We start from the raw sequence: 25687 nt of genomic DNA, 5'->3' as shown, positions 1-25687 counted from the left end.
GCGGTGAGGTCGGACGGGTCGCCATGGTCCTAAAGGTACGCGATCGCCTCAGGATTCCCACCCGTCACACGCGGAGCGCTCCCAGGTTGGGTCGACCGGTCGAGAGGGGAACGTCGGTACGCTTTCGACGACAAAGCGTGCCGCGAATCCCCACTCGACTGGATCGGCGGGACCCTCCCCGTGCTCGCGTCCACCCCTCGCGTCCTGAGGGGACGTCGATCAGGCCTCGATGACGATGGGGATGATCATCGGGCGGCGACGGATCTTGCGGCCGACCCAGCTGCCGACCTGGCGGCGGATGATCTGCTGCAGCTCGTAGGTGTCGCGCACCCCGTTGCCGGTGGCATCGTCGAGGGCGGCCCCCAGCGCCGGGCGGATGTCGTCGAAGACCACAGCATCCTCGACGAACCCGCGCGCGGAGATATCGGGCCCGGCGACGACTTTGCCGCTGACGGAGTCGACGACCACGACGATGGAGATGAAACCCTCGTCGCGCAGGATGCGCCGGTCCTTCAGCAGCGCCTCGTCGGCCGCGCCGACCGAGGCGCCGTCGACGTAGACGTAGCCGCAGTCGAATGCGCCCGCCACCCGTACCCGCCCGTCGACCAGGTCGACGGCTACGCCGTCCTCGACGACGGCGACCCGGTCTCGGGCCACGCCGGTGGCAATGGCCAGCTCGCCGTTGGCGACCAGGTGGCGCCACTCCCCGTGCACCGGCATGACATTGCTCGGCGAGAGGATGTTGTAGACGTAGAGCAATTCCCCGGCGGCCGCGTGCCCGGAGACGTGGACTCGGGCGTTGCCCTTGTGCACGACATGGGCGCCGAGGCGCATCAGGCCGTTGATGACCCGATAGACGGCGTTCTCGTTGCCGGGGATGAGGGAGGAGGCGAGCAACACGGTGTCGCCAGGCCCGACATCGATCGGGTGCTCCCGGTTGGCCATCCGCGACAGCGCCGCCATCGGCTCACCCTGGCTGCCGGTACAGATGAGCACCACCTGGTTGTCCGGCAGATCGCCCAGCTTCTTGAAGTCGACCAGGATCCCGTCGGGCACGTGCAGATAGCCCAGGTCGGCGGCGATCCCCATGTTTCGCACCATCGACCGGCCCACCATCGCCACCTTGCGCCCGGCCTTCTCGGCCGCGTCGAGCACCTGCTGGACCCGGTGGACGTGCGAGGCGAAGCACGCGACGATGATCCGTCGCTCGGCGTGCCGGAAGACCTTGTCGATCGCCGGTGAGATCTCCCGCTCGGGCGTGACGAACCCCGGAACCTCGGCGTTGGTCGAGTCGGTCAGCACCAGGTCGATGCCTTCCTCTCCCAGCCGCGCGAACGCCCGCAGGTCGGTCAGCCGCCCGTCGAGCGGCAGCTGGTCCATCTTGAAATCGCCGGTATGCAGCAGGGTCCCGCCCGGGGTGCGCACCGCCACGGCGAGCGCGTCGGGGATGGAGTGGTTGACGGCGACGAACTCGCAGTCGAAGACGCCGAGCCGCTCCCGCTGCCCCTCGGTCACCGCCAGCGTGTAGGGCTGGATGCGGTGTTCCCTGAGCTTGGCCTCGACCAGCGCCAGCGTCAGCTGGGACCCGAGCAGCGGTATGTCGGGCTTGAGCCGCAGCAGGAAGGGCACGCCGCCGATGTGGTCCTCGTGGCCGTGCGTCAACACGACCGCCTGGACGTCGTCGAGGCGGTCCTCGATCGGCCCGAAGTCGGGCAGGATCAGGTCGATGCCCGGGTGGTGCTCGTCGGGGAAGAGCACACCGCAGTCGATGATCAACAGCTGGCCGTCGTGCTCGATGACCGTCATATTGCGGCCGATCTCGCCGAGCCCACCGAGAGGCAGGACGCGCACGGCGCCGTCGGCGAGCGGCCCGGGCAGACCGAGTTCGGGGTGCGGGTGGATCACGACAGGTCGGTCGACGCGAGAGCGGCGCGCAGCTTCTCGAGGTGTTCGGGCGGGCCCTCGAGATACGGCAGTCGAACGCTGGCGTGCTCGATGACACCCAACTCCTTGAGCGCCGCCTTGGCCATGATCGCGCCCTGGCTGGTGTTCATGATCGCCTCGACGAGCGGGATGAGGGCCAGGTGGATCCGCCGCGCCGTCGCGAGGTCACCGGCCTCGACGGCGGCAACCATCTCGGCATACCGCTTGCCGGCGACATGCCCGACGACGCTGACCACACCCGTCGCCCCCTGCGCGAGGTGGACGAGGTTGACCTCGTCGGCGCCGGAGAACCATTGCAGGTCCGTCGCCGCCATCACCTGGGACGCGGCCCAGAAGTCGCCCTTGGCGTCCTTGACGCCCTGGATCTTGGGGTGCTCCGCGAGCGCGATCAGGGTGTCGACGGCGAACGGTATGCCCGTGCGGCCGGGGATGTCATAGAGGAGGACCGGCAGGTCGGTGGCGTCGGCGACGGCGCGGCAGTGGGCAAGGAGGCCGGCTTGGGTGGGCTTGTTGTAGTAGGGCGAGACGAGCAACAGCGCATCGGCGCCGGCGTTGGCGGCGAGCTTGGCCATCTCCACGGCATGCCGGGTGTCATTGCTGCCCACCCCGGCGACGATCTTGGCAGCCTCTCCGGCGGCCTCTCCCGCCCACTCGACCATCTCGATCGACTCGGCCGAGGTGAGGGTGGCCGATTCACCCGTCGTGCCGTTGACGACGATGCCGTCGTGACCGGTGTCGAGAAGGTGCTTCACGACCGCCTTGGCTCCGGTGGCGTCGAGCTCCCCATCGGGGGTCATCGGGGTCACCATCGCGGTCAGGACGCGTCCGAAGGGCAGGTTCATGCGCTCAAGGGTATGCGCTGGCCCCGACAGTGGGCGGGAGATCTCGCGCGTTGTCGGACCCGGAATCTAGGCTGACGCCATGCGCCCGTACCTCGACCTGATGCAACGAGTCCTCGACGAGGGTGTGGAGCGCCCGGACCGCACCGGCACGGGCACGCTCGGGGTCTTCGGCCACCAGATGCGCTTCGACCTCGCCGACGGGTTCCCCGTCGTGACCACCAAGAAGCTGCACCTGCGCTCGATCTTCGGGGAGCTGTTGTGGTTCCTGCGCGGCGATACCAATGTGCGCTGGCTGCAAGAGCGGGGCATCACGATCTGGGACGAGTGGGCGGACGAGAACGGAGATCTCGGCCCGGTCTATGGCCATCAGTGGCGCAGCTGGCCGACCCCGGACGGGCGCAGCGTCGACCAGATCGCTGCCGTGATCGAGTCGATCCGCACCAACCCCAGCAGCCGGCGGCACATCGTCTCGGCGTGGAATGTCGCCGATGTCGACAAGATGGCCTTGCCGCCGTGCCACACGATGTTCCAGTTCCACGTCGCGCAGGGCCGACTGTCGTGCCAGCTCTATCAGCGCAGCGCCGACATCTTCCTCGGTGTCCCGTTCAATATCGCCTCGTATGCCCTGCTCACCCACCTCGTCGCCCAGCAGACCGGGCTTGAGGTCGGCGACTTCGTGCACACCCTCGGCGATGCCCACCTCTATCTCAACCACCTCGATCAGGCCCGCGAGCAGCTGGCCCGCGAGCCCTTCCCGCTGCCGACCCTGCGATTGACGCCGCGGGAGTCCATAGACGCCTACGAGTTGGAGAACATCGAGCTGGTCGGCTACCAGGCCCACCCGTCGATCAAGGCGCCGATCGCCGTATGACGCCCGCAACCCGATGACGTCGATCACCCTCATCGCCGCCGTCGCCGACAACCGCGTCATCGGCAACGGGCCCGACATCCCCTGGGCGCTGCCCGGCGAGCAAGCGCGCTTCAAGGCCACGACGATGGGCCACACCCTGATCATGGGCCGCGCCACCTTCGACTCCATCGGGCGGCCGTTGCCCGGGCGGCGCACCATCGTCATCTCCCGCAACCCGCACTGGCGCCACCCCGGCGTCGAGACGGCCACCAGTCTCGAGGCCGCCCTGGCCCTCGCGGGCCCGGCAGATGAGGTCTTCGTCGCCGGCGGCGCCCAGATCTATGCCCTCGCCCTGCCGTTCGCCCAGCGGATGATCCTCACCGAGATCCCCCTCTCCCCCGACGGCGACGCCTTCTTCCCCGAGTTCGACGCCGTCGACTGGGCCGAGAGCGACCGGGAGACGCACCCGGCATACGAAATCGTCACCTACGTGCGGCGTTAGGCTCGCAGGGTGCCGATCACCACGACTACGTCCGAGTCCGTCGCGACCATCACGATCGACCGCCAGGAGCGGCGCAACGCGCTCAACCACGACGCGCTGGACGAACTGGATGCGGCGGTGGCCGCGGCGGTGACCGGGGGCGCCCGGGCGCTCGTGCTCACCGGCGCGGGCGGGCACTTCTGCGCCGGAGCCGACCTGACCGAACTCGAAGACGTCGCCTTCACCCGCCACCTCGGGGCCGTGCTCAAGCGGCTCGCCGAGGTGCCGATCGTGTCGGTGGCGGCGATCGCCGGATCGTGCATGGGACTGGGTATGCAGCTCGCCCTCGCCTGCGATGTGCGCGTGGTCACCGACGATGCGAAGTTCGCGGTGCCGATCGCCAAGCTCGGTCTCATGGTCGACCACTGGACCCTCGACCCCGCCTCACCCGTTTCTGGGGCGAAGGCGCCGCGCGCCAGATGACGCTCACGGCGGCGGTACTCACGGCGGAGGACGCGTGGCGGCTGGGATTCGCGCAGGTCCGAGGCGACCTGGCGGCCGCGCAGTCGCTCGCGGCCGCCGCCGCGACCCTGGCGCCGCTCACCCAGTCCGGCACCAAGTCCGGCTTCGGCATCACCGACCCGCTCCAGCTCTCCCGCTACGAGGCCGCGTTCGCCACCGCCTGGGCGAGCGATGACCTGCGCGAAGGCCGAACTGCCTTCACCGAACGCCGTGCCCCCCACTTCGAGGGCCACTGATGCCCGAGACCCATCACCAGGGGCCGCGCGACCCCGAGCCCCAGGATCACGAGCCCCAGGACCCCGAGCCCCAGGATCACCAGCCCCAGGATCACCAGCCCCAGGATCACCGGACATTGGGACCTCTCGCGGATGCCTCCGTCCGCGAGGCCCGGGCGACCGATGCCCCGGCCGTGGGTCAGGTCCAGGCGCAGGTCTTCATCGACACCTACGCCGACAAGCTGCTGCCCGAGGTCGCCGCGGCGTTCGATCCCCAGGCGTTCGCGAGAGGCTGGCGCGATGCCCTGACCGACCCGCCGCCGGGTGCCCACCGGCTGCTTGTCGCGCTGGCCGGCGCCCAAGTGGTCGGGGCCGCGGCATACGGCCCGAGCCAGGATCCCGACACCGGCCAGGCCACCGGCGAGCTGACCCTGCTCGCCGTGCATCCCCTGGCCCGGCGCCAGGGCCACGGCTCGCGACTGCTCAACGCGTGCGTCGACCAGTTGCGCGACCTGGGCGCCGACACCGTCACCGCGTGGCTCCTGGCCGACGCCGAGGAGACCCGTGCCTTCCTGCTCGGCGCCGGGCTCGAACCGGACGGCGCCTACCGTGACCGCGTCGTCTCGCCCGATGGCGCCACCCTGCGCGAAGTCCGGGTCCGTGCGACCCTCGGCCAGGACACCGACGACGACGCGCAGGGGGGGTGACGGGTGACCAGTGACCAAGCTGTCTGCGATGCACGGCGCAAAGAGGTTGTTCGCCAAGGGATCTCGGTCGGCGTCGCTACGGGCCTCTACGGCGTCAGCTTCGGGGCGCTTGCGGTCGCCGCGGGTCTGAGCGTACTGCAGACGCAGGCGCTCTCCCTCTTGATGTTCACCGGCGGTTCGCAGTTCGCCCTCGTGGGCATCCTGGCCGCGGGCGGTTCCGGCGCCTCCGCCATCGCCACGTCCTCCCTGCTCGGCATCCGCAACGGCCTGTATGCCCTGCAGACCTCACAGTTCCTGCAGGCCCGCGGCCTGAGACGACTGCTCGCTGCACACATCACGATCGACGAATCGACCGCTGTCGGCATCGCGCAGAAGGAACGTCCGCTCCAGCGGGTCGGCTTCTGGGTCACGGGGCTCGCCGTGCTCGCCGGCTGGAACCTCATGACCCTCGTCGGGGCGCTGGTCGGCAATGCGCTCGGCGAACCCGAGACCTGGGGGCTCGACGCGGCTGCCGCCGGCGCCTTCTGCGCGCTGCTGTGGCCGCGCCTGCAGACCGGTGACGGGCGGGCCACGGCGGTGCTCGCCGCGTTCATCGCCCTGATCACCATTCCCCTTGTGCCAGCTGGAATCCCGGTCATCCTGGCGGCCCTCGCCGCTGTCGTCGTCGGTCTCATGGCACACGGCCGGCATGAGCGCGGCGAGGACGGGCTCCCCGGATCGGACCCGCTGCCATGAACACCTGGGTCACGGTCCTCGCCGCCTGTGCGCTTGCCTTCCTTCTCAAACTCTCGGGCTATTTCGTGCCCGCGCGGTTGATGGAGGGGCCGCGAACATCACGCATCAGCGCCCTGCTGCCGGCTGCCCTTCTTGCCGGGCTGATCGTCACCCAGACCGTGGCCGGATCCGGCGGCCGAATCGTGCTCGACGCCCGCCTCGCGGCCGTCGCCGTCGCTGCGATCCTGTTGTGGCGCAAGGCGAACTTCCTCGTCGTCGTTGGAGCGACCGCCGCCACAGCCGCCCTGCTGCGCCTCTCCGGCTGGACCTAACCCGCGGGCAAGAACGACCCGACCAGCGCCGGTAGCGCCCGGGCAGCCGTCTCGTGCCACGTGTGGTGCACCATGTCGGAGACATCGGTCCGGTCGGGATTGATCTCGATGACGACGGCACCCTCGGAGCGCGCGATAGCGGGCAGGCCCGCCGCGGGATAGACGATGCCGCTGGTGCCGACCACGACCACGAGGTCGGCCTCGGACACGAGGGCAACAGCGCGGGTCCACGCGTCGACGGGCAACACCTCGCCGAACCACACGACGCCGGGCCGGACCAGACCGCCGCAGACGCGGCATACCGGCGGGGGCAGGCGCTCCACCGGCTCGTCCGGGACGTCGATCGGCTCGGCATACGGTGCCTCGCAGACACTGCAGCGGAACGAGGCGATCGCCCCGTGGACGTGGACGACGTCGGCGCTCCCGGCGCGCTCATGGAGGTCGTCGACGTTCTGGGTCACGACGGACACATCGGCGCCGCGACCCCACCGCGCGATCGCGACGTGCCCGGCGTTCGGGGCCACGTGTTCGATGCGCTCGAAACGCCAGAGGTACCACGCCCAGACGAGCTCCGGGTCATCCTCCCACGCGCTGGCCGACGCCAGCGCCTGTGGCGAAAACCGTTCCCACAGACCGGCATGCGGATCGCGGAAGGTGGCCAGACCGCTTTCGGCTGACATGCCCGCGCCGGTGAGGACGACCACCCGGGGCGAACGGGCCGCGATCTCGGTCAGGGCCTTGGGCACGGTGACGCGAGCCGTGTCGTCCTGCTCCACGATCCTCTCCCTTCACCTGCGGATCGACCGGGTCGGCGCACTTCAGCGTGCCGTCAACTCAGCCCGAGATAGTTCTCCAGCCCGACAGTGACGCCAGGGTGGCCGGCCACCTGCCGGACCCCGGTCAGCACGCCCGGCATGAACGAGGCCCGGTCGAGACTGTCGTGGCGGATCGTGAGCAGTTCGCCCTCGGCGCCGAAGAGCACCTCCTGGTGCGCGACGAGACCACGCAGGCGCACCGAATGCACCGGTATGCCGTTGAACCGCCCCCCGCGGGCCCCCTCCGGGTCCTGGGTGGTCGCGTCCGGGACCTGGCCCAGTCCGGCGGCCTTGCGCGCCTCGCCGATCAGGTCGGCAGTGCGAGCCGCCGTGCCCGACGGGGCATCGACCTTGTTGGGGTGGTGGAGTTCGACGACCTCGACCGACTCGTAGAAGCGGGCCGCCTGCTCGGCGAAGCGCATCATCAAGATGGCACCGATGGCGAAGTTCGGCGCGATCAGGACACCGACATCCTTGTGCGCGGCAACGGTTTTGCGCAGCTTGTCGAGTTTGTCCTCGGTCCAGCCCGTCGTGCCGACGACGACGTGGACACCCTGCTCGACACAGTGGGTGACATTCGTCAGGGACGCGTCCGGGACCGAGAACTCGACCACGACGTCCGCTCCGCCGAGATCCCCGAGGTCGTCGCCCACGTCGAAGCGCCCGACCAGCTCGGTGTCGGGGGCCAGGTCGACGGCGTCGCACACGGTCGATCCCATGCGTCCGGCGGCGCCGATGACGGCGACCTTGATGCTCTTGTCACTCATTCCCACACCCTAGATCGCGGGGAGCCTCGATCGGGGTCGCCACCTCGCGCACAGAGTCGTGGGTCCTGGGCCGGTCGTGCCCTGGCCGCGGTCCGGCCGAAAACCCCGGCGGGCAGACCATTTCTTGTCCTACCGTGAAACGCGTGGTGGACCTGGAGTGGTATGACGATCCGCGAGCTTTCGAGTCCGACGCGCAGGGATTCCTGGCGTCGAATGCGTTGCGCGCCAACGTGATCTCGTCCATGCTGGTTCGCCTGCTCGCGGGCGAGCAGGTCGTCGCCAAAACGGCGCCCACGCCGTATTGGTTCGCCGTCCAGCGCGACGCCTCCGGAGCGCCCGACGGTCTCGCCATGCGCAGCGGCGACTGGCCGCCCTACCTTCTCGATGTCCGCCCCGACGCCGCCAGGCGCCTTGCGGGCGATGTGCTCGCCCGCGGCGAGCGACCGGGCGGAGCCAATGGCACGCTTGCTTCGGCTCAGGCCTTCTGCGAGCGTCTGATCGAGGAGATCGGCGGGGCGGTCCACGTCGAGCGGGCGACCCGGCTCTTCCAGGTCACCCACCTCGTGCCACCGACGGGCGTGCCCGGTGAGGGCCGCCTCGCTCGGGCGGACGAGGTGGACTTCTGCACCGACTGGTTCCTGGCCTTCCATGACGAGGTCGGCGAGGCGCCGACTGCTTCTCGCGAGGAGCAGTGCGCGGAGTATCGCGCGATCGTCGCTGACCGGACCGCCCAGGACTGCCTGTGGCTGTGGGAAGACGACGGACGCGTCGTCTCGCTGGCCGGGGCCCGCCCGGCCGCTTTCGGATTCGCGCGTATCGGCCCGGTCTACACACCGCCGGAGAACCGCGGTCACGGGTTCGCCGCGGCCGTCACCTGCCTTGCGGCGCTGACGATTCAGGGACGCGACGCCACACCGTGCCTGTTCACCGACCTCGCCAACCCGACCAGCAACGGGGTCTACCAACGGATCGGGTTCGAGCCGGTCGAGGACACCGTCAACCTTCGGATCGGAGCGCCATGACCACGCACGATTGGCCGGTCATCTGGGCCGGGCCAGAGTGGCGGGCCGAGGTGTCCGCGTGGATCGGGGATGTGCTGCACGCCAAAGGATGCCGGATCACCGGGCCGATCGAACAGCCGCGCATCCAGTTCTGGTCGACGCAACTCGTCGTCCCCAGCGACCGCGGACGCGTGTGGCTCAAGCAGAACAACGCCGGGCAATCCTCCGAAGCAGCCCTCGTCGCCCGACTCGCCGAGCTCGCGCCCGGCCGGGTGGTCGAACCGATCGCCGTGGACCATGAGCGCGGCTTGCCGCTCTCCCCCGACCAGGGCCCGACCCTTCGCGAACGCGATGGGGGCACCGCAGCGGACTGGACCCGGGTGCTCGCGGAATTCGGTGCGCTGCAACGACAACTCTCCCCCTACGCGGCGGAGATCGCCGCGACGGGTCGGCCGGGACTGCGCGCCCGCGACACCCCGGCATACGTCGAGCAACATATCGACGAACTGGCCCGGCTCGGCGGCGGCGATCCGCGCGGACTCAGCCGCGAGGATGCGGCAGCGGCCACCATGGCCTTGCCCGAACTCGTGGACGCCTGCACGGAACTCGACGCGAGCGGCATACCGGACTCGTTGCAGCACAACGATCTGCACGACGACAGCGCCTTCCCCAGCGTGGCCGGGGCCGCTGAAGTTCGTCGATTTCGGCGACGCCGTGTGGAGCCACCGGTTCGCCGTGCTGCACATCGCGAGCGCGTCGATGGCGCGAGCGCTCGGCACGACGCCCGACGATCCGCGCGTCGCGCGGGCCGTCGATGCCTATCTGGAGAACTGGAGCGACCTGGCGCCGCTTGACAGTCTGCGCGCGCTGCTGCCGGCGGCGCGCCGCCTCAGCCCGATCCACCGCGCGCTCTCGTGGCGCCGGGTGCTCGATGCGGTCCCGATCAACGCGGTGGAGCCCGAGTGGCACGATGGCGAGTCCTGGTGGATCCAGGACTTCCGCTCCGATCGCCCCCGCGGCGACGACTGACGGGACCCGACACGGGACGCGGGACGAGAAAAACCACTCCGGACGGCGACGCCGGGAGTCCAGGACCTCTCAGCCCCGCGACGCCACCGCTACCGTCAGCGTCCCCCAACTGCTGACCAGGTTGCTCAGCTTGGGCCGGCGCTCGCCGATGGAGTAGCTCGGCACGTGCCGCACCAGGGCGGCGAGCAGGGCTTCGGCCTCGTGCCGCACGAGGTGCATGCCGGCGCAGGTGTGCACTCCGTGGCCGAAGGAGAGATGGTCGACCGGGTTGCGGCGGATGTCGAAGGTGTCGGGGTCGTCGTAGTGTCGCGGGTCCCGGTTGCCCGCCGCGAAGAGCAGCGCCACCTGCGCCCCCTCCGGGATCGGTATGCCGTCGACCTCCACGTCCTCGGTGACCCGGCGGCCCATGGCGTGGATCGGTGACTCCAACCGGAGGGACTCGGTGAAGGCCGCCCCCGCCAGGCCGGGCTCGGCGCGCAGGATCGCGTATTGGGCGGGGTTGTCGCCCAGGTGGGCGATGAGGTTGCCCAGCGAGGCGATTGCCGTGTCGATCCCCGCCGCGACGAGTTGATGGATCAGGCCGGTGCACGCCTCGTGCGGGATCTCGCCCCGGTCGGCGGCCTCGAACACCGCCCGGCCGACGCTGCCCTCGCCGAGCTGGTCCGGCGTGACCTGCATGGCCCACCTGACCAGGTCGCCCGCAACCGGCAGGTGCTTGAACGTGCGCTGGTTGAACGGCCCGAAGACGTTGAGCGCGGAATCCCCCCACGGCACGACGCGCGCCTGGATCTCGCGGCGCATCCCGATCATCTCGCCCATGATCCGCTGGTGGTATGCCTGCGCCAGCCGGATCGCGTCGAAGCTGCCCTGTGCCGCCGCGCTGCTGACCAGCTCATCGGCATACGTCTCCATGTCGCTCTGGCGCGAGCGCACCACCCGCGGCGAGAGGTACTTGGCGAGCACGGCGCGCAGCGGCGCGTGCTCGGGCGGGTCGGAGGCGAGCGCGCTGCCGCGCAGCGCGTCGTTCATCATGTCGTTGAAGACGGCCTTGGTGGAGCTGAAGATTGCCGGGGTCGCGAGCGCGAACCGGATCGCGTCATACCGCGTCAGCGCCCAGAGATCGTTGCGGGTCAGGTGCACGACGGCGGCGCTCTCGCGCCACGCGGCGTAGTAGCGGTCGCGGTCGCTGAGGACCTCCTCCCCGAAGAAGTCCTCCGGCGCCTCGGCGACGGAGGTGGTATGCCGCTCGCTGACGTCCACGGACATGCGCAGCTCCCTGGGTTGCCGGGGCCTCCCGATGATGCCCCTTCTCGGCAAGTCTTGAGACCCCGTGGCCCGCCTCGCCAGCGCAACGACCGGAGCTAGGCCCGTCCAGCGACGGGGTTACGTACCCGCTACGCCTTCGAACCGGGCAATGCCCGTCGCTCGCCTGATCTGGTGCAGCTGCGCTGGTGAGCGCGGGGTGAAATGCCGGTGGGCCGGAACGCGATTGCGTTCCGGCCCACCGGATTCGGGCGGTCTGCCGCGAGGATCACTCCTCGTCGCGGCGCGACTCCTCGCCGTGGTGGGTGCGACGGCGGCTGCGGCTGCGGCCACCCTCGCGACGCTCGCCATCGCGACGCTCGCGGGGATGCTCGGCGCCACCGTTGTCGCCAGCGTTGTCGCCGGCGGGCGTGTCAGTCTGGGCGTCGGAGCCGGCGCCCTCGCCGTCGGCGCCCTCGGCCGGTGCCTCGGCACCCTCCGGGAGCACGGCGGCCAGCGAGAGCTTGCCGCGCGGGTCGATCTCCTTCAGCTCCACCTGGACCTTCCGGCCGATGGACAACACGTCCTCGACGGCGTCGATCCGCTTGCCGCCGACCAGCTTGCGCACCTCGGAGATGTGCAGCAGGCCGTCCTTGCCGGGCAGCAGCGAGACGAACGCCCCGAAGGTCGTCGTCTTGACGACCGTGCCGAGGAAGCGCTCGCCGACCTCGGGCATCTGCGGGTTGGCGATCGCATTGATCGCGGCCCGCGCCGCCTCGGCCGAGGGGCCGTCGGTGGCGCCGATGTAGACGGTGCCGTCGTCCTCGATGGAGATGTCGGCGCCGGTGTCCTCCTGGATCTGGTTGATCATCTTGCCCTTCGGGCCGATGACCTCGCCGATCTTGTCGACGGGGACCTTGACGGAGATGACGCGCGGGGCGAACTCGGACATCTCGTCCGGTCCGTCGATCGCCTCGTTCATCACGTCGAGGATGTACAGGCGCGCGTCGCGGGCCTGGGTCAGCGCACCGGCCAGCACGTCGGCGGGGATGCCGTCGAGCTTGGTGTCGAGCTGGATGGCCGTGACGAACTCGCGGGTGCCGGCGACCTTGAAGTCCATGTCACCGAAGGCGTCCTCGGCACCGAGGATGTCGGTCAGCGCGGCATACGACATCTGACCGTCGAGCTCCGCGGACACCAGACCCATCGCGATGCCGGCGACCGGGGCGCGCAGCGGCACACCGGCATTCAGCAGGGCGAGGGTGGAGGCGCAGACCGAACCCATGGACGTCGAGCCGTTGGACCCGAGGGCCTCGGAGACCTGACGGATCGCGTAGGGGAACTCCTCGCGGGTCGGCAGCACCGGCATCAGGGCGCGCTCGGCGAGCGCGCCGTGGCCGATCTCGCGGCGCTTCGGCGAACCGACGCGGCCGGTCTCACCGGTCGAGTAGGGCGGGAAGTTGTAGTTGTGCATATAGCGCTTGCGCGTGACCGGCGAGAGGGTGTCGAGCTGCTGCTCCATACGGAGCATGTTCAGCGTCGTCACGCCCATGATCTGGGTCTCGCCGCGCTCGAAGAGCGCCGAGCCGTGCACCCGCGGGAGCACCTCGACCTCGGCCGAGAGCGCGCGGATGTCGGCCAGACCACGGCCGTCGATGCGGACCTTGTCGCGCAGGATGCGCTCGCGCACGAGCTTCTTCTGCACCGAGCGGTAGGCCGCGCTGATCTCCTTCTGCCGGCCCGTGAACGGTCCGGCCTCGCCCTCACCGGTGAAGACGTCGGCGGTGCCGACGAGTTCGAGGTGGACGGCGGACTTCAGCTCGTCCAGGGCGTCCTCGCGCTCCTGCTTGCCGGCGATCGTGAGGATCTGGGCGAGCTTGCCGTCGCGGGAGACGAACTCCTCGACGGCGGCATACGCATCGTCCTCGTAGTCGAGGAAGCGCGGGAACTCCTCCACCGGCTTGGCCGCGGCGGCGGCGAGCTCGCTCTGCGCCTCGCATAACGCCTTGATGAAGGGCTTGGCGGCCTCGAGGCCCTGGGCGACGATCTCCTCGGTCGGCGCCTGCTTGCCCTCGTTCTTGACGAGGTTCCAGGTGGCGTCGGTGGCCTCGGCCTCGACCATCATGATGGCGACGTCGTCGCCGACGATGCGCCCGGCGACGACCATGTCGAAGGTCGAGCGCTCGGCGTCGGAGAAGTTCGGGAAGGCCACCCACTGGCCGTCCATCAGCGAGACGCGCACGCCGCCGATGGGGCCGGAGAAGGGCAGGCCGGAGATCTGGGTCGAGGCGCTGGCCGCGTTGATGGCGAGCACGTCGTACTGGTGGTCGGGGTTGAGGGCCAGGACCGTCTCGACGATCTGGACCTCGTTGCGCAGGCCCTTGGCGAAGGACGGGCGCAGCGGCCGGTCGATCAGGCGGCAGGTGAGGATGGCCTCGGTGGACGGGCGGCCCTCACGACGGAAGAAGCTGCCCGGGATCTTGCCGAGGGCGTACATGCGCTCCTCGACGTCGACGGTCAGCGGGAAGAAGTCGAACTGCTCCTTCGGGGTCTTGCCGGCCGTGGTGGTCGACAGGACGGTGGTCTCGCCATCGAGGTATGCGGTGACGGAACCGCCCGCTTGGCGGGCGAGGCGTCCGGTCTCGAACCGGACGGTGCGGGTGCCGAAGCTGCCATTGTCGATGACGGCTTCCGCGAACTGGATTTCTGGACCCTCCATGGGCCCTCGCTTTCTCTCAGCTTTCGCCTCGTGCATCGTCGTTGTGCACGGGGTTCTTTCGGTATGCGGCGCGCCCGGCTCCCCGGGCGAGCTGCGGGTATGCCGTGGCTACGGCATACGAGAAGAGGCGGCCCGGTTTGCGGGCCGCCTCTTCTCAATTCTCATCGGCGCTGTGCACCGTCAACGGCGCAGGCCGAGGCGCTTGATCAGCGCACGGTAGCGCTCCACGTCGACGCTCTCGAGGTAGCGCAGCAGGCGGCGGCGCTGACCGACGAGCAGCAGCAGACCACGGCGGGAGTGGTGGTCGTGTTTGTGCGTGCGGCTGTGCTCGGTGAGGTCCTTGATCCGCTGGGTGAGCAGCGCGATCTGCACCTCGGGAGAGCCGGTGTCGCTCTCGGACTGGCCGTACTCGGCGATGATCTGCTTCTTGACGTCGGTGCTCAGTGGCATGGGCGTCCGGTCTCCATTCGTATGTCGTTGCGCGGCGCACCCGGGCTGGTTCACCGGGGCTCTCTGGGTCCGCGGCCGTTGTCACGGCAACCGCTCAAGGCTACCAGCGGGCCCGGGTTGTCCCCTAATCGCTGGGACTGACCGGCGCTGGCTGCCAGGCCGGATCGGTTTCGGTCAGCGTCGGCGTGTCCGTGAGCATGACCAGACCCGTCCCGTCCGCGGCGGCCCAGGCGATATCGAGCGGCGGCCCGGGACGCTCCCGCCAGCCGAACACCAGGCCCCGGCCGTCGGGGGTTCCGCTCGGAGTGCGGATCAGGCCGGGCGTGGGCACGCGCATCGGCGGAGCGCCGGGTTGGGCCGGATCGACGCGATAGACCTGCTGCTCGGTGCCGTGCCGGTACACCACCGTACCGGTGGCCTCGACCGACGGGGTCCCCTCGTAGCTGGTGGACCGGGTGAGCCTGGTCAGGCGAGCCGGGTTCTCCGTGGCACTACGTGGCTCGAGCCGATACCGGTACACGTCGAAGTTTCCGGCGCGGTTGGACGCGAAGACCACCCCGCCGAGCAGGTCGAAGGACGCGCAGCAGTCCTCCGCGGTCTGGCCGGGCCCGACCTGCCCGGCCACGTAGTGCTGATCGCTCCCGTCGGCGTTCATGATCCAGATGTCGAGGTTGTTGGCTCGCGTCCGCTTGCTGTACACGATCTGTGCGCCGTCGACAGACCAGTTGGGCCAGCGTTCGAACTGTCCCGCACCGGTATTGGTCAGGTTGGTGATGACGCCCGTGCTGAGATCCTTGACGAAGATGTCGAAGGTGCCATTGTTCGTCGCGGACGAGGCCCAGGCGATCTTGGTCCCGTCCGGAGAGAAACTGGGGGTGATGTCCGCCTCGCCATTCGGTGGGTTCACCATGACCGGGGCAGTGCCCTCGGCGACGTTCTGGATGAAGACATCCGTGGTCAGTTCTTCGGCGCTTCCGCCCTGAAAGGTCCCGTCCCGGTCCGAGTCGACACCCCGGGTATAGGAGAGCAACGGCCCGTTGCCGCCGGCGGGGCCGCCCCCCTCATAGGTGTAGACGGCGTGCGCGTCCTCCGGCGTCGTGCCCGACGACGTCGTCACCTGCACCCGAACCGGGCCGGGGGTGAGGCCCGGAGGGGTCACCGCGCTGATCTCGGTGTCCGAGACGACCGAATAGGACGCGGTCGCCTCCCCGAAAAGCACGCCGGTGACTCCTGTGAAGCCCGTTCCGGTCAGGGTGATCGGGGTGCCCCCGGCCATGGGTCCCTGCCGGGGATCGAGCCCGGTGATCGTCGGTCCCACCCAGTCATAGGTGAACTGGCTCGCGGCCGCGCCGGCGGCGGAGATTAGACCCCCGGCCTGCACCTGGACGTCCACCGTTCCGGCGCGGGTGCTCGCGGGGGACGTGGCAACCAGCGTCGCCGGTGAGGTCAGCGTCCAGGTCGCGGGGATTCCTCCGAAGGTCACCGCCGTCGTCCCCACGAATCCGGTGCCGGTGATCGTTACCTCGGTCCCTCCCGAGGACGGGCCGGCTGCCGGCGTGAGGTGCGAGATCGCCGGCGGATCCTCATACCGGAACACGCCGGCCGAGACCACTGGTGAGGTGCCGGAGAAGGTCGTGATTCGAACATCGACATCTCCCGCGGCCGCCGCCGGCGCCGTGGCGCGGAGGGTGCGAGAGTCGACCACCGTGACCGAGTGGGCCGGTTGCTCGCCGAGAAGGACCTGCCGGACGCCGAGGAATCGCTCGCCGGTCACCTGGACGACGGTCCCGCCCGCGGTGCTGCCGATCGCCGGGGCCAACCCGGTCACGGCTGGTGGTCCGACGTAGGCGTACCGATCCTGGGCGGTGGCGGGGGACGACCCCCCTCCTGTCACGACCTTGACGTGGACCGAACCGGCAGCGTGGGCAGGGGTGAGGACCTGGATGGACCTCGGCGAGAGAACCTTCACCGACCTGGCTGCGATGGTCCCGAACAGCACGCGTTCGACGCCGGTGAAGCCGCTGCCCTGAATGGTGATCGTGGCCCCGCCCCGTGGCGGCCCGGATGCCGGAACGACCGTGGACACGCGCGGGGTGACGGCCGCTCCCATCGGGGCTGCGGACGCGCCGAGGCAGGCGATCATGACCACGACGGAGAACAGGGCGGCGCTCCACGCCGGCCGGTGTGGGGCCTGTTGCTGCATGCCCCAAGGATCGACGATGCAGGCCGGCCGGTCCAGTCGGACTGCGCGGGACGCACGCGTCGGTCAGTTCGCTGCGGCGTGCTCGTCAAGGAAGGAGACGATGTCATTCAAGACCGACTCACCGGACGGGCCGTCGAAAATGGCGCTGGCATGGGCGTCGCCGGGCACTTCCCGCACCGTGACGGACGAGGCGTTCGTCGCAGCCTTCTCGATCTCCCGCAGCCGGGTCATCGGGGTCGAGCTGTCGTTCGCGGAGCCGATGAGGAGCAGCGGGCTGGTCAGCTCGGCGGCATCGGCCGGGGTCGTGTCATTTCCTCCGGAGATGTCCACGACGGCGGAGGGTTGGGTGGCGAGCCGCGACGCCGCGCCGATGGACATGCGGCCACCGAGGCTGCCGCCGGACCAGGGCGGCGGAGGACGTGGGCGCCCCGAGTCACTCCAGTGACTGGAGCCTGACCGACGGTGTATCAACCGGGGCCTGGTGCACTCCATTGGGTCAGCGAAGTCTCGCTGACCGGGTCGCCGTCCTCATGCCCGGGAACCCATCTCGCAGAGGGAGTTTTGTCATGCACGCACGCCGTCTCACGCTCGGCACCATCAGCGCTGCCGCCGCTCTGGCCAGCATCGCCGCCGGTGGATCAGCCACCGCCGCGTCCGGATCCAGTGCAGACCGCACGGCCGCGGTCGGCCACAGCGTGTCATCCGCCGAACAGCGGGCAACCGCGCGCCTCGACGTCGAGGCTATCGTCAAGTCCGCCAAGCCCATGCAGTTGCCCGCCGGTCGCGGCGGCGCCGCGCGGCCCTCCAGCCTCGAGCGGGGCGTCGAGACCAAGGTCGGTCCGGTGGCCGTCAAGGCGGGCGCGACCGAGCGCGCCGTCAACGGCGTCCCCGACTCCTACGCCGGCTCGCTCTGGCCGCTCGGCAAGAACCTCAACCCGAACCGGCAGACCGGCAAGTACTACTTCAACACCGGCAGCGGCTGGAGCTGGTGCACCGCCACGGTCGTCACCGCGGCCAACCGGTCGACACTGGTCACGGCGGGACACTGTGTCGTCAACCCGTCGACGAAGCAGTGGTACACCAACGCCTTCTTCCGCCCCGGCTACCAGTACGGCAACACCCTCGGCACCTGGTACGCGCGGAACATGTGGACGACCGGGAACTACTACTACTACGGCTCCTACGCGGACGACATGGCCGCCGTCGTCGTCCGGACCAATGGCGCGGGCACGCCGATCCAGGCGATCACCGGCTCCCAGGGCATCTGGTTCAACGGCCCGCAGGGTGGCCTCATGCGGACCACGCTCGGCTACCCGGTCACCGACTCGCGCTGGCCCGGCTACACCGCCAACGGCGAGGACGCCCGCTACTGCCAGTGGACCAACACCTACTACGCCACCGGCACCTGGGCCGGCCAGGAGTACATCCCCTGCTACATGACGGGTGGATCGAGCGGTGGCGGGCACCTGTCCTGGGTCAACACCAACTGGATGGGCTACGTCAACTCCGTCAACAGCAACAAGGGCGGGATCGGCTCCTCGTGGGCTCACGTGATGTTCAGCCCGTACTTCGGCACCAACGAAGCGAACGTCTACAACGCCGCCAAGGCCGCCTGACGGCGAGCCGAACCCATTGCCGCCCCCGCAGCTCGGATCACCGGCTGCGGGGGCGCCGCACGTCCCCCTCCGACAAGGCCCAGGTGAATCCGTGGGCCGGCACTGGTCGTGTCTACTGTGTCCCGGCCGCGTCGGCGTTGGCGCGCAACGCCGCCCACAGCCCCTCGACGTCGGATCGTTCGGTCGCCTCGGCGCCGATGGAGACCCGCACCATCCACCGGCCGTCGAGTTTGCTCGGGGAGACGAACGCCGTGCCGCTCGCGTTGAGCGCGTCCGCCCAGGCGAGGGTATGCCGGTCCAACGCCTCCCCGTCCAGGCCCGCGGGCTCGTGGCGCAGGCATACGGTCTGCAGGTCCACGGGCGCCAGCACCCGCCAATCCGGCTCCGCAGCAACGGTTTCGGCTAGCCACTGCGCGTTCGCGAGGTCGCGGCGCAGGCGCTCGCGGATCGCCTCGACGCCCTCGAGCCGCAGGTGGAACCACAGCTTGAGGGCCCGGAAGCGACGCCCGAGCGGGATGCCCCAGTCCTTGTACTGCACAACCTGGTCGTCGGCCGACGAGCGCAGATAGGACGGCGTCGTCGACATGCAGGCGACGAGGTGGTCGACGTCGCGGACATAGAGCAGCGAGCAGTCGAGGATCGTGCCGAGCCACTTGTGGGGGTTCCACACGATGGAGTCGGCGCCGTCGATGCCGGCGAACAGGTGCCGCATCTCCGGCAGGATCATGGCCGAGCCCGCCATGGCGGCATCGACGTGCACCCACGCGCCATACCGCTGCGCGATGGGCACGATCTCGGCGACGGGATCGAAAGCCGTTGTGCCCGTAGTGCCGAGCGCGGCGATGACCGCTGCCGGTTTGCGGCCGGCGGCGACGTCGGCGGCCATTGCCGCCTCGAGTGCCTTCGGGTCCATGGCGTAGGTGGTGGGGTCGACGTCGACGAAGCGCAGGTTGTCGCTCCCGAAGCCCGAGAGCAGCACGGCCTTGGGCACCGAGGAGTGGGCGTGGGCCGAGGAGTAGACGACGAGAGGTTGGGCGACACTCTGCAGGCCGCCCGCGTGTTCGCTCAGCTCGGACGCGCGCTCGCGGGCAGCAAGCATGGCGACGAGCGTGCCGGTGGAGGCAGTGTCCTGGATGGCGCCCTTCCAGGCCGGGTCCAGGCCGGTCAGCTCACGAAGCCACTCGGTGACGACCTGCTCGATCTCGGTCAGCGCGGGCGCGGACTGCCAGGTGATGCCGAGCGCCGCCAAGCCGCCCGAGGCGATATCCCCGAGCACCGAGGACAGGGAGGCATTGCTCGGGAACCACCCGTAGAAGCCGGGATGCTGGGTCTGGGTGACACCCCGCACGACGATGGCGTCGAGGTCGGCGAGAACGGCCTCGAGCGACTCCGGCTCCTGCGGCGCGTGCACCGGGAGGGCGCCGCTGATCTCCCCCGGTCGAGTGCGTGCCGCGACGGGCAGGTCCGGGATGCGGGCGCGGTGATCCGCGACCCAGTCGATGAGTTGGTGACCGGCGGCGCGGAACTCTTCGGGCGTCATACCGACATTGAAGCCCTGCGGCCTGGGCGAGGTCGCACAATCTCTCCTTGTGAGCACCGATATCTGGCCCCTCGTCCGCACCGAGCGCGAGGCTCTGGCAAGTGACCTCGCCGATCTCCCGTACGATCCCGAGGCGTTGCGCGCCGTCGCCCGGCTGGATCCCCGGGTTGACTCACCGGGCGAGAGCGACGACCCGGACGAAGACCACGGGCACCTCGCCGGCGTTGCGGTAGGCATAGGCGCGATCGCTGCGCAAGCGGGCGGAGGAGCCGGCGTCCACGGCATACCGTCCCTCGTCTGTCTCGATGGTGAGCGTGCCGCTCAGCACCGAGAAGAGTTCGTAGGAGCCGGCGGGGTCGGCTTGGCCTTGATACGCCTCGTCGGGGGCGAGCCACCACCGCCACAGGTCGGCCTGCCGGGCCCCGGGGGTGGCCACGAGCAGCGTGGCGCTGCTGCCGGCCTCGGTGGACCACACCTGCGTATACCCCTGTGGGGCAACGACATCCACGACGCTGCCGGAGTCAGCCGGCTCGAGCAGTTCGGTGAAGTCGGTGCCGAGCGCCCGGGCGATGCGGGTGACGGTGACCAGGGTCGGGTTGGCGTGCCCTTGTTCGACATCGGTCAGCTGCCGCCGGCTGATGCCGGCCTCGTCGGCCAGCTGCTGGACCGTGACTCCCTTGCTCCGCCGTCGCGCCCGGATGCGGGCGCCGACCAGGGCGAGGAAGTCCTCGGCCAGCGGCGGGGTGTCGGCCATGTCAGACGGCGAAGAGCTGGCTCGGGTCGGCGAAGGCCTTGAACTCCATCGCATTGCCGCTCGGGTCGAGGAAGAACATCGTCCACTGCTCCCCCACCTCGCCCTGGAAGCGGACATACGGCTCGATGACGAAGTCGGTGCCGGCCTGCGTCATCCGCTCGGCGAGGGCCTGGAAGCGCTCGACGCTGAGGACCAGGCCGAAGTGCGGCACCGGCACCTGGTGCCCGTCGACGTGATTCCACCCGGCTACCGGCGCCGCATACTCGTCGACCATGTGCGTGACCACCTGGTGCCCCTCGACGTTCCAGTCGGTCCAGCGCTCGTCGGAACGCCCGCGGTGGAAGCCCATCACCTCGCCGTAGAAGTGGCGCGCCTCATCGATGTCGCCGACGGGTATCGCCAGGTGGAAGGGCGGCATGATGACGCTGTCATTGCTCATAGTGAGAACTATAGTGCGCAAACCGGGCGGGAGTCGAACATTCAAAATACGAGGAGCCAGCCAAGAGAGCCGCTGCTGAGCGTGCAGATGCCCACGAGCGCGCTTCCTCGTATTTTGAATGTTTGGGCGGGAGTTATCCACAGCGCGCCGCGGCGTCCCGAGACGAATCGGCGATGTCGCGGAAGGCTGACCCACATGCCCGTCGTCACCACGCTCACCGAATTGGGCGGTGTGGCGACCTTTCGCGAGTTGGCCAGGGTGCACACCCGATCGCAGATCCGGGCAGCAGTGTCCGCGGCGGAGGTCGACCTGCTCGCGCGTGGCCGGTACGCGCTGCCGGCCGTCGCCGAGCACCGGGCGGCGGCGCACCGGCATACCGCTGCCCAGTCGCACGTGAGCGCGGCGCAGGCCTACGGGTGGAAGGTCAAGTTCCCACCCGGGCAGCCCTGGCTGACCTTCCCCCTGGGGCGCCAAGTCCAGGCCACGGACATTCACGTGCGCCGGGCCGAGCTCACGCCGCAGGAGCGGGCCGCCGGCCGCACCTCTCCCCTGCGGACGGTCCTCGACTGCGCCCGCGACCTGCCCTACGACGAAGGCCTCGCGGTCGCTGACTCGGCCCTGCGCGCCGGAGCCGTCGACCCGGACCGATTGCGCTCCACAGCGGCGACACTGCGCGGACCTGGCACGGCCCAAGCGCGCCGGATCGCCGGTGACGCCGACGGGCGGGCCGCCAACCCCTTCGAGTCGGTGCTGCGCGCGATCGCGCTGGAGATACCCGAGTTGGCCATGCGGCCGCAGGCGCTCCTCACCGACGATGGGCTGTTCGCGCAGGTGGATCTGGCGGACGAGGTCCTGCGCCTGGTGCTCGAGGCGGACAGCTACGAACACCACGGGACCCAGCGCGGTTTCACGAAGGACCGGCGCCGCTATACCGAGCTGACGGCGTTCGGTTATCACGTGCTGTCATTCGTCTGGGTCGACGTGATGCATCACCCGGCGTGGGTCCGCTGGTGCATCGAGTGCTGGCTCGCGACGCAACTCGGCCGGCCCAAGCCGCCCCGCCCCGACCGCGTGCCCTCGGCACGTGACCTCGACGGGGCATAGCCTTCACGGCATGACGCAGTTCCCCCAGATCCCGGTCCCCGAGCACGGCGAGCAGGAGGCTCCGCGCGACGGTCGGCGCTGTTCGTGGTGCGGCGCAAGCAATTTCGAACCCGGTTTCATCGAGGACAGCGGTCAGTCCTCGCGCGGGTTCGCCCGCTGGATCGTCGGGGACCTGGAGAAGGGCATCTTCGGCGGCGCCTCCCGGTTCGGCCGGGAGCGCCTGGACATCACGGGCGTGCGGTGCAGCGCCTGCGGCCACCTCGAGTTCTTCGCCAACGCCTGACGCCGGGAGACGGCCGACGGGCCGCACCCGGGTTGGGGTGCGGCCCGTCGGTTTCGGCGGTATGCCGCGGTGCGGCGCTGCGGGTCAGCTCACCAGGGAGCGGAGCACGTATTGCAGGATGCCGCCGTTGCGGTAGTAGTCGGCCTCGCCGGGAGTGTCGATCCGCACGACCGCGTCGAACTCGGAGTTCGAGCCGTCCTCGCGGGTGGCGACGACCTTGACCGTCCTGGGAGTGGTGCCCTCGTTGAGCGCGGTCACCCCGGTGATCGTGAAGGTCTCGGTGCCGGACAGGCCGAGGGACTCCGCGTTCTGGCCCTGCGGGTACTGCAGCGGCAGCACCCCCATACCGATCAGGTTCGAGCGGTGGATGCGCTCGTAGGACTCGGCGATGACCGCCTTGACCCCGAGCAGCGCGGTGCCCTTGGCCGCCCAGTCCCGGGAAGACCCGGAGCCGTATTCCTTGCCCGCCAGGATGACGAGCGGGATGCCGGCTTCCTGGTATGCCGCGGACGCGTCGTAGATCGTCGTCTGCGGGGCGCCGTCCTGGGTGAAGTCGCGCGTGAACCCGCCCTCGACATCCGTCAGGAGCTGGTTGCGCAGGCGGATGTTGGCGAAGGTGCCGCGAATCATGACCTCGTGGTTGCCGCGGCGCGAGCCGTAGGAGTTGAAGTCCTTCGGGCCGATGCCGTGGTCGGCGAGGTAGCGACCCGCCGGCGAATCGGCCTTGATCGAGCCGGCCGGGCTGATGTGGTCGGTGGTGACCGAGTCGCCGAGCTTGGCCAGGACGCGCGCGCCCTCGACGTCGGTGACCGGGGTCAGCTCCATGGACATGCCGTCGAAGTAGGTCGGCTTGCGGACATAGGTCGAGTCGGGGTCCCACTCGAAGGTGTTGCCCTCCGGCGTCGGCAGCGACTGCCAACGCTCGTCTCCCGCAAAGACATCCGCGTAGACCTTCTCGAACAGGTCACGGGCGATCGCCTGCGCGATCGTCGCCTCGACATCCTTTGGCGAAGGCCAGATGTCCTTGAGGAAGACGTCATTGCCGGCCGAGTCCTGGCCCAGCGGCTCGAGGTCGAAGTCGAAGTTCATCGAGCCGGCGAGGCCGTAGGCGATGACCAGCGGCGGGGAGGCGAGGTAGTTCATCTTCACGTCCGGGTTGATCCGGCCCTCGAAGTTGCGGTTGCCCGAGAGGACCGCGGTGACGGCGAGGTCGCCCTTGTTGATCGCCGCGGAGATCTCCTCATTCAGCGGGCCCGAGTTGCCGATGCAGGTGGCGCATCCGTAACCGACGAGGTTGTAGCCGAGCTTGTCCAGGTAGGGCCACAGGCCGGCGGCCTCGTAGTAGCCGGTGACGACCTTGGACCCGGGAGCCATGGACGTCTTGACCCACGGCTTGACCGTCAGGCCCTTTTCGACGGCGTTCTTGGCCAGCATGCCGGCCGCCATCATCACGCTCGGGTTGGAGGTGTTGGTGCAGGAGGTGATCGAGGAGATGACGACGGCGCCGTCCTTCAGCCCATACGACCCGCTCTCACCCGAGACGGCCTCTTCGCGCAGCTCGCCGTCGACACCATAATTCTTGACGTCGATGCCGAACTGCATCTTGGCGTCGGAGAGGGCGATCCGGTCCTGCGGGCGCTTGGGCCCGGCGATGGACGGGACCACCGTCCCGAGGTCGAGTTCGAGCTTCTCGGAGAAGCGCGGCTCGGCGGCCGGGTCGAGCCACATGCCCTGTTCCTTGGCGTAGGCCTCGACGAGCGCGACATTCTCCTCAGAGCGGCCGGTCAGGCGCAGGTAGTCGAGCGTGACCTCGTCGATCGGGAAGATCGCGCAGGTCGAGCCGAACTCCGGGCTCATATTGCCGATGGTGGCGCGGTTGGCCAGCGGCAGCGCCGCCACGCCGGCGCCGTAGAACTCGACGAACTTGCCGACCACGCCGTGCTTGCGCAGCAGGTCGGTGATCGTCAGCACGACATCGGTCGCCGTCACGCCCGGCTTCATCTCGCCGGTCAGCTTGAAGCCGACGACCCGCGGGATGAGCATGGAGACGGGCTGGCCGAGCATGGCCGCCTCGGCCTCGATGCCGCCGACGCCCCAGCCGAGGACGCCGAGGCCGTTGACCATGGTCGTGTGGGAGTCAGTGCCGACACAGGTGTCGGGATAGGCGACGCCGTCGCGGGTCATCGTCACGCGGGCGAGGCGCTCGATGTTGACCTGGTGGACGATGCCGGTGCCCGGCGGCACGACCTTGAAGTCGTCGAAGGCGGTCTGGCCCCAGCGCAGGAATTTGTAGCGTTCGCCGTTGCGCTCGTACTCCATCTCGACGTTGCGCTCGAAGGCGTCGGCGCGGCCGAAGACGTCGATCTGGACGGAGTGGTCGATGACCAATTCGGCGGGAGCGAGCGGGTTGATCCTGGCCGGGTCGCCGCCGAGTTCGGCGACGGCCTCGCGCATCGTGGCCAGGTCGACGACGCAGGGGACGCCGGTGAAGTCCTGCATGATCACGCGGCCCGGCGTGAACTGGATCTCGGTGTCCGGGTCGGCGTTCTCGTCCCAGCCGCCGAGCGCGCGGATCTGGTCGGCCGTGACATTGGCCCCGTCCTCGGTGCGCAGCAGGTTCTCCAGCAGCACCTTCAGGCTGTAGGGCAGCGACTCGTGGCCCTCGACGGTGTTGATCCGGAAGATCTCGTAGCTCTGCTCACCGACCTGCAGCTGTCCTTGTGCCCCAAAGCTGTTCGTGCTCGCCACCATTGGCTCCTTCCGACGCCGTGCGTCTTCGACCGAGATATCTTGACGTCAAGATATCTTAGTTGGTCCGGTCCTGTCGATCCTCCCACCCGCGGGCTCCAGCAGGGCAAGGCATTCCACGTGGTGGGTCATCGGGAAGGCGTCGAACGAGCGGAGGCGGGTGACGGCATACCCCTGCCCGGTTAAGGTCGCCAGGTCGCGGGCGAGCGCGGCCGGATCGCAGGCGACATACGCGATCGCTCTGGGGGACAACGCGGCCACCGCGCAGCACACGTCCTTGCCCGCGCCCGTGCGCGGCGGGTCGAGCACGACCACGTCCGCCGTATGCGGCAGCAGCGGGTGGCGCGAACCGGCGCGGGTCCGGCCGCGG

25 protein-coding genes and 1 pseudogene are annotated in these 25687 nt (G+C 69.6%); 12 read left to right on the top strand and 14 right to left on the bottom strand.

Features of this window, described 5'->3' with window-relative positions:
- Positions 1 to 219 precede the first annotated feature (219 nt).
- A complete protein-coding gene (locus BN11_RS11820; RefSeq protein ID WP_048697954.1) occupies positions 220 to 1905 on the bottom strand; it encodes a ribonuclease J in 1686 nt (561 codons plus the stop codon).
- Complete coding sequence (gene dapA / locus BN11_RS11815) at positions 1902 to 2786, bottom strand: 4-hydroxy-tetrahydrodipicolinate synthase (RefSeq protein ID WP_048697952.1); 885 nt, start codon at positions 2784 to 2786, stop codon at positions 1902 to 1904. Before dapA ends, BN11_RS11820 begins: the two co-directional genes overlap by 4 nt.
- 79 nt (positions 2787 to 2865) lie before the next feature.
- Here dapA and BN11_RS11810 point away from each other — a divergent pair, with 79 nt between their 5' ends.
- Genes BN11_RS11810 through BN11_RS11785 form a run of 7 tightly spaced genes read left to right on the top strand, consistent with a single transcriptional unit; the run spans position 2866 to position 6607 of the window.
- Positions 2866 to 3657 (top strand): thymidylate synthase, encoded by a 792-nt coding sequence (locus tag BN11_RS11810; RefSeq protein ID WP_048697950.1) that lies wholly within the window; start codon positions 2866 to 2868, stop codon positions 3655 to 3657.
- A 13-nt stretch (positions 3658 to 3670) separates the two neighbouring features.
- Positions 3671 to 4138, top strand: coding sequence for a dihydrofolate reductase (locus tag BN11_RS11805; protein WP_048697948.1), 468 nt, complete (start codon positions 3671 to 3673; stop codon positions 4136 to 4138).
- 9 nt (positions 4139 to 4147) lie between these two features.
- The gene (locus BN11_RS25195) at positions 4148 to 4600 is read left to right on the top strand and encodes an enoyl-CoA hydratase/isomerase family protein (RefSeq protein ID WP_235435453.1); all 453 of its coding nucleotides are present in this window, start codon (positions 4148 to 4150) and stop codon (positions 4598 to 4600) included.
- Positions 4597 to 4875, top strand: coding sequence for a Clp protease/crotonase-like domain-containing protein (locus BN11_RS25190; RefSeq protein ID WP_235435452.1), 279 nt, complete (start codon positions 4597 to 4599; stop codon positions 4873 to 4875). The genes BN11_RS25195 and BN11_RS25190 overlap by 4 nt, the downstream gene beginning before the upstream one ends.
- Positions 4875 to 5561 carry a GNAT family N-acetyltransferase gene (locus BN11_RS11795; RefSeq protein WP_083433705.1) on the top strand — a complete coding sequence of 229 codons (687 nt, stop codon included), beginning with the start codon at positions 4875 to 4877 and terminating at the stop codon, positions 5559 to 5561. The genes BN11_RS25190 and BN11_RS11795 overlap by 1 nt, the downstream gene beginning before the upstream one ends.
- A 3-nt stretch (positions 5562 to 5564) precedes the next feature.
- Positions 5565 to 6296, top strand: a complete 732-nt coding sequence (locus BN11_RS11790; RefSeq protein WP_048697946.1) for an AzlC family ABC transporter permease — start codon at positions 5565 to 5567, stop codon at positions 6294 to 6296.
- Complete coding sequence (locus BN11_RS11785) at positions 6293 to 6607, top strand: AzlD domain-containing protein (protein ID WP_048697944.1); 315 nt, start codon at positions 6293 to 6295, stop codon at positions 6605 to 6607. The genes BN11_RS11790 and BN11_RS11785 overlap by 4 nt, the downstream gene beginning before the upstream one ends.
- On the opposite strand, the gene BN11_RS11780 is transcribed toward BN11_RS11785, so the two are convergent.
- Together BN11_RS11780 and dapB are read right to left on the bottom strand one after the other, a co-directional pair.
- Entirely contained in the window at positions 6604 to 7383 is a 780-nt protein-coding gene (locus BN11_RS11780) for an SIR2 family NAD-dependent protein deacylase (RefSeq protein ID WP_048697942.1), read from the bottom strand. The genes BN11_RS11785 and BN11_RS11780 overlap by 4 nt on opposite strands.
- Before the next feature lie 53 nt (positions 7384 to 7436).
- Positions 7437 to 8189, bottom strand: a complete 753-nt coding sequence (gene dapB, locus BN11_RS11775) for a 4-hydroxy-tetrahydrodipicolinate reductase (RefSeq protein WP_048697940.1) — start codon at positions 8187 to 8189, stop codon at positions 7437 to 7439.
- 143 nt (positions 8190 to 8332) lie between these two features.
- Here dapB and BN11_RS11770 point away from each other — a divergent pair, with 143 nt between their 5' ends.
- Both BN11_RS11770 and BN11_RS11765 read left to right on the top strand, forming a co-directional pair.
- Entirely contained in the window at positions 8333 to 9211 is an 879-nt protein-coding gene (locus BN11_RS11770) for a GNAT family N-acetyltransferase (RefSeq protein WP_157044107.1), read from the top strand.
- Positions 9208 to 10044 (top strand): hypothetical protein, encoded by an 837-nt coding sequence (locus BN11_RS11765; RefSeq protein WP_048697933.1) that lies wholly within the window; start codon positions 9208 to 9210, stop codon positions 10042 to 10044. The genes BN11_RS11770 and BN11_RS11765 overlap by 4 nt, the downstream gene beginning before the upstream one ends.
- A gap of 244 nt (positions 10045 to 10288) precedes the next feature.
- Here BN11_RS11765 and BN11_RS11755 read toward each other — a convergent pair whose 3' ends face one another.
- The 5 genes from BN11_RS11755 to BN11_RS11735 all read right to left on the bottom strand — a co-directional run bounded on the left by BN11_RS11755 (position 10289) and on the right by BN11_RS11735 (position 17211).
- Positions 10289 to 11485: a cytochrome P450 gene (locus BN11_RS11755; RefSeq protein ID WP_053084086.1), complete on the bottom strand. Its 1197-nt coding sequence runs from the start codon at positions 11483 to 11485 to the stop codon at positions 10289 to 10291.
- Positions 11486 to 11750: 265 nt separating this feature from the next.
- The gene (locus tag BN11_RS11750; protein ID WP_048697928.1) at positions 11751 to 14180 is read right to left on the bottom strand and encodes a polyribonucleotide nucleotidyltransferase; all 2430 of its coding nucleotides are present in this window, start codon (positions 14178 to 14180) and stop codon (positions 11751 to 11753) included.
- Positions 14181 to 14360: 180 nt separating this feature from the next.
- On the bottom strand, positions 14361 to 14630 hold the full coding sequence (gene rpsO, locus BN11_RS11745; protein ID WP_048697925.1) for a 30S ribosomal protein S15: 270 nt from the start codon (positions 14628 to 14630) through the stop codon (positions 14361 to 14363).
- Between the two features lie 124 nt (positions 14631 to 14754).
- A complete protein-coding gene (locus BN11_RS11740; protein WP_048697921.1) occupies positions 14755 to 16833 on the bottom strand; it encodes an IPT/TIG domain-containing protein in 2079 nt (692 codons plus the stop codon).
- A gap of 63 nt (positions 16834 to 16896) precedes the next feature.
- A complete protein-coding gene (locus tag BN11_RS11735) occupies positions 16897 to 17211 on the bottom strand; it encodes an alpha/beta hydrolase (RefSeq protein WP_048697918.1) in 315 nt (104 codons plus the stop codon).
- Between the two features lie 188 nt (positions 17212 to 17399).
- On the opposite strand from BN11_RS11735, the gene BN11_RS11730 reads away from it, so the two are divergent.
- Entirely contained in the window at positions 17400 to 18449 is a 1050-nt protein-coding gene (locus BN11_RS11730) for a trypsin-like serine peptidase (protein WP_048697915.1), read from the top strand.
- Between the two features lie 112 nt (positions 18450 to 18561).
- Here BN11_RS11730 and BN11_RS11725 read toward each other — a convergent pair whose 3' ends face one another.
- From BN11_RS11725 to BN11_RS11715, 3 genes are all read right to left on the bottom strand, one after another.
- The gene (locus BN11_RS11725; protein ID WP_048697911.1) at positions 18562 to 19989 is read right to left on the bottom strand and encodes a pyridoxal phosphate-dependent decarboxylase family protein; all 1428 of its coding nucleotides are present in this window, start codon (positions 19987 to 19989) and stop codon (positions 18562 to 18564) included.
- Between the two features lie 172 nt (positions 19990 to 20161).
- Positions 20162 to 20743, bottom strand: coding sequence for a helix-turn-helix domain-containing protein (locus BN11_RS11720; RefSeq protein WP_048697904.1), 582 nt, complete (start codon positions 20741 to 20743; stop codon positions 20162 to 20164).
- 1 nt (position 20744) lies between these two features.
- Positions 20745 to 21182: a VOC family protein gene (locus tag BN11_RS11715; protein ID WP_048697901.1), complete on the bottom strand. Its 438-nt coding sequence runs from the start codon at positions 21180 to 21182 to the stop codon at positions 20745 to 20747.
- Positions 21183 to 21377: 195 nt separating this feature from the next.
- Here BN11_RS11715 and BN11_RS11710 point away from each other — a divergent pair, with 195 nt between their 5' ends.
- Positions 21378 to 22286: a DUF559 domain-containing protein gene (locus tag BN11_RS11710; protein ID WP_048697898.1), complete on the top strand. Its 909-nt coding sequence runs from the start codon at positions 21378 to 21380 to the stop codon at positions 22284 to 22286.
- Positions 22287 to 22296: 10 nt separating this feature from the next.
- Positions 22297 to 22569 (top strand): hypothetical protein, encoded by a 273-nt coding sequence (locus tag BN11_RS11705; protein WP_157044105.1) that lies wholly within the window; start codon positions 22297 to 22299, stop codon positions 22567 to 22569.
- An 84-nt stretch (positions 22570 to 22653) separates the two neighbouring features.
- On the opposite strand, the gene acnA is transcribed toward BN11_RS11705, so the two are convergent.
- Both acnA and BN11_RS11695 read right to left on the bottom strand, forming a co-directional pair.
- The gene (gene acnA, locus BN11_RS11700; RefSeq protein WP_048697895.1) at positions 22654 to 25320 is read right to left on the bottom strand and encodes an aconitate hydratase AcnA; all 2667 of its coding nucleotides are present in this window, start codon (positions 25318 to 25320) and stop codon (positions 22654 to 22656) included.
- A gap of 45 nt (positions 25321 to 25365) precedes the next feature.
- Positions 25366 to 25687 (bottom strand): annotated as a pseudogene (locus BN11_RS11695) (hypothetical protein); the annotation flags it as partial.

Origin of the sequence: Nostocoides australiense Ben110 (assembly GCF_001050535.1) — a bacterium.
Lineage (GTDB): Bacteria > Actinomycetota > Actinomycetes > Actinomycetales > Dermatophilaceae > Nostocoides_A > Nostocoides_A australiense.
This window is presented reverse-complemented; position numbering and strand designations above follow the sequence as displayed.

What these genes read in the sequence shown, in the direction of transcription:
- dapA (WP_048697952.1), bottom strand. Translation starts at nt 2,786, where the DNA reads ATGAACCTGCCCTTCGGACGCGTCCTGACCGCGATGGTGACCCCGATG.
- BN11_RS11810 (WP_048697950.1), top strand. Translation starts at nt 2,866, where the DNA reads ATGCGCCCGTACCTCGACCTGATGCAACGAGTCCTCGACGAGGGTGTG.
- BN11_RS11805 (WP_048697948.1), top strand. Translation starts at nt 3,671, where the DNA reads ATGACGTCGATCACCCTCATCGCCGCCGTCGCCGACAACCGCGTCATC.
- BN11_RS25190 (WP_235435452.1), top strand. Translation starts at nt 4,597, where the DNA reads ATGACGCTCACGGCGGCGGTACTCACGGCGGAGGACGCGTGGCGGCTG.
- BN11_RS11795 (WP_083433705.1), top strand. Translation starts at nt 4,875, where the DNA reads ATGCCCGAGACCCATCACCAGGGGCCGCGCGACCCCGAGCCCCAGGAT.
- BN11_RS11785 (WP_048697944.1), top strand. Translation starts at nt 6,293, where the DNA reads ATGAACACCTGGGTCACGGTCCTCGCCGCCTGTGCGCTTGCCTTCCTT.
- dapB (WP_048697940.1), bottom strand. Translation starts at nt 8,189, where the DNA reads ATGAGTGACAAGAGCATCAAGGTCGCCGTCATCGGCGCCGCCGGACGC.
- BN11_RS11765 (WP_048697933.1), top strand. Translation starts at nt 9,208, where the DNA reads ATGACCACGCACGATTGGCCGGTCATCTGGGCCGGGCCAGAGTGGCGG.
- BN11_RS11755 (WP_053084086.1), bottom strand. Translation starts at nt 11,485, where the DNA reads ATGTCCGTGGACGTCAGCGAGCGGCATACCACCTCCGTCGCCGAGGCG.
- BN11_RS11750 (WP_048697928.1), bottom strand. Translation starts at nt 14,180, where the DNA reads ATGGAGGGTCCAGAAATCCAGTTCGCGGAAGCCGTCATCGACAATGGC.
- rpsO (WP_048697925.1), bottom strand. Translation starts at nt 14,630, where the DNA reads ATGCCACTGAGCACCGACGTCAAGAAGCAGATCATCGCCGAGTACGGC.
- BN11_RS11740 (WP_048697921.1), bottom strand. Translation starts at nt 16,833, where the DNA reads ATGCAGCAACAGGCCCCACACCGGCCGGCGTGGAGCGCCGCCCTGTTC.
- BN11_RS11735 (WP_048697918.1), bottom strand. Translation starts at nt 17,211, where the DNA reads ATGTCCATCGGCGCGGCGTCGCGGCTCGCCACCCAACCCTCCGCCGTC.
- BN11_RS11730 (WP_048697915.1), top strand. Translation starts at nt 17,400, where the DNA reads ATGCACGCACGCCGTCTCACGCTCGGCACCATCAGCGCTGCCGCCGCT.
- BN11_RS11725 (WP_048697911.1), bottom strand. Translation starts at nt 19,989, where the DNA reads ATGACGCCCGAAGAGTTCCGCGCCGCCGGTCACCAACTCATCGACTGG.
- BN11_RS11720 (WP_048697904.1), bottom strand. Translation starts at nt 20,743, where the DNA reads ATGGCCGACACCCCGCCGCTGGCCGAGGACTTCCTCGCCCTGGTCGGC.
- BN11_RS11715 (WP_048697901.1), bottom strand. Translation starts at nt 21,182, where the DNA reads ATGAGCAATGACAGCGTCATCATGCCGCCCTTCCACCTGGCGATACCC.
- BN11_RS11710 (WP_048697898.1), top strand. Translation starts at nt 21,378, where the DNA reads ATGCCCGTCGTCACCACGCTCACCGAATTGGGCGGTGTGGCGACCTTT.
- BN11_RS11705 (WP_157044105.1), top strand. Translation starts at nt 22,297, where the DNA reads ATGACGCAGTTCCCCCAGATCCCGGTCCCCGAGCACGGCGAGCAGGAG.
- acnA (WP_048697895.1), bottom strand. Translation starts at nt 25,320, where the DNA reads ATGGTGGCGAGCACGAACAGCTTTGGGGCACAAGGACAGCTGCAGGTC.